Annotated in this window: 2 protein-coding genes; both read left to right on the top strand. The window is 33.8% G+C overall.

Annotated elements, in window-relative coordinates; translation table 11 throughout:
* A partial coding sequence (locus tag DKK70_RS16900; RefSeq protein WP_181416041.1) for a hypothetical protein occupies window positions 1-209 on the top strand: 209 nt, incomplete at its 5' end.
* Window positions 210-231: 22 nt separating this feature from the next.
* Window positions 232-1,706, top strand: a 1,475-nt coding sequence (locus tag DKK70_RS16435; protein WP_146210893.1) for a DUF6531 domain-containing protein, incomplete at its 3' end; no start/stop codon positions are given.

Here is a 1,706-nt window from a genome sequence, read left to right as displayed (position 1 = left end):
TATGGTTAAAAGAAACCTATCCATCATATTATGAAACTTTGCCGGAAATTCTAATTAAGCAGCGAATATTAGCCTTATGGCAATCACAATCAGCTAAATATAACGTTATTGATAATCTCATCATAAATAACTTAAAAACAAAATTAGTCGAAGAACTAGAGTTAGTTACCAATCCATTTGAAGAACTGGAGAGTGAATTTTTTAGTTAGTTTTGAATAAAAGGATATTAGCATGTTAACACCAATTGAATTTATTGAAGATGAACTAGAGTTATTTAAAAATAAGCAAATTATCACTAAAGGGTATAAGGAACTTCTAGAAGAAGGTTATATTGAATTTGCAAATGGCGCGTTAGATTTAATAGGGTTACCTAATCTGGAAATGGACAGGGTGACCGTTATCAATGATGTAGAATCTAAAAAAGAATCACTATCAAAAACTAAAAAAACTAAATCATGGGAGAGTGACAATTATTCTTTTGCAAAGTGTGAAAAAGATGGAACGATGAAAATCGTTCTAAAATACGAATCAGTCTTCGATCTACCTATTCCCGATGTTAAGATTGAAGTATATGGTGATGTAAGGGATATGACATTCCAAGCTAGCGAACTATATATAAACCCTATACTTAAACTCGTGGATCTGGTAGCAAGTGGTACGACTAATGAGAAAGGAGAAGTTGTTTTTTCGGGATTAACTCCCGGGAAAACTTACTATATTCGGGCGACAGATGATAAATTAATTGAGCATAATCAAGCGTTGTACTTGGCCTATGACGATTTAGTACTAACTGCCTACGAACGATTAGCTGCACAGTGGCCAAAACGTAAACAAAAGTGGTTAGATGAGCCGCTTGGTGAAAACATATTAGAAAAATTTAAGGATTCAGTTTGGAAGGGCTTTATTAGTGTTTGGGATGACGTGACGCTAGCATGGGATCTTCTAACCGATCCTATAAAATATATAGAAGAATTTAACAATGCAAAAGCACAATTAGGAAAATTATTAAATGGCATAACTTTTAATTTATCTGAAATCGGAAAGATATTGGAAGAAGATAAACAAAAAGCAAAACAGTTCTTAGCTTTAACTCAAGACGAAGCGCTGATGTATATTGTTGGTCGCTATTTAGTTTCCGAAATCGTGTCCTATCCATGGGGTAAGGTTTTAAATAAGCTTGTCAAAATTGGTGGTTCACTGTTAGGTGAACTATTAAGAGGGATATTATTTGGCGCTATATTATCTGTTGTCAATCCTGTCCTTGGTCCTATCTTCTTGTCATTACGAATAATCCGTGCTGGTTTAAATTTAATAAATGCGGTTAATATGATATTGAAGCCTATAAATATTATAATTTCGCAAGCTTCTAAATTAGTCGCTAAGTTTTTTAAAAAGATCAAGTTTAAGAATGCTTATGTTAAATCTATAGGCAACAAATTAATTGGAAATAGAATTAATCATGGTACTAATTCCCAGAAAACGCGCATAAAAAATAAGAGTGATCGATTTGGCGGTATATCTAAAGGTAACGGTAAAGGTACATCAACGTCTGAAACCCCCAGTGGAAAAAAATCACAACCTGATAAAGATACCAAAAAAAAGGCTGACCCTATTTCAATGGTTACTGGCGAAGAGTTACTATTACTCGATGATGCCACCTTACTAGGACTATATCCTTTTGCCTTCCAACGGCAATATCGTACAAC

The organism is Gilliamella apicola, assembly GCF_003202655.1.
GTDB lineage: Bacteria > Pseudomonadota > Gammaproteobacteria > Enterobacterales > Orbaceae > Gilliamella > Gilliamella apicola_R.
The sequence above is the reverse complement of the archived record's forward strand: the minus strand, read 5'-3'. Positions and strand labels throughout refer to the sequence as shown.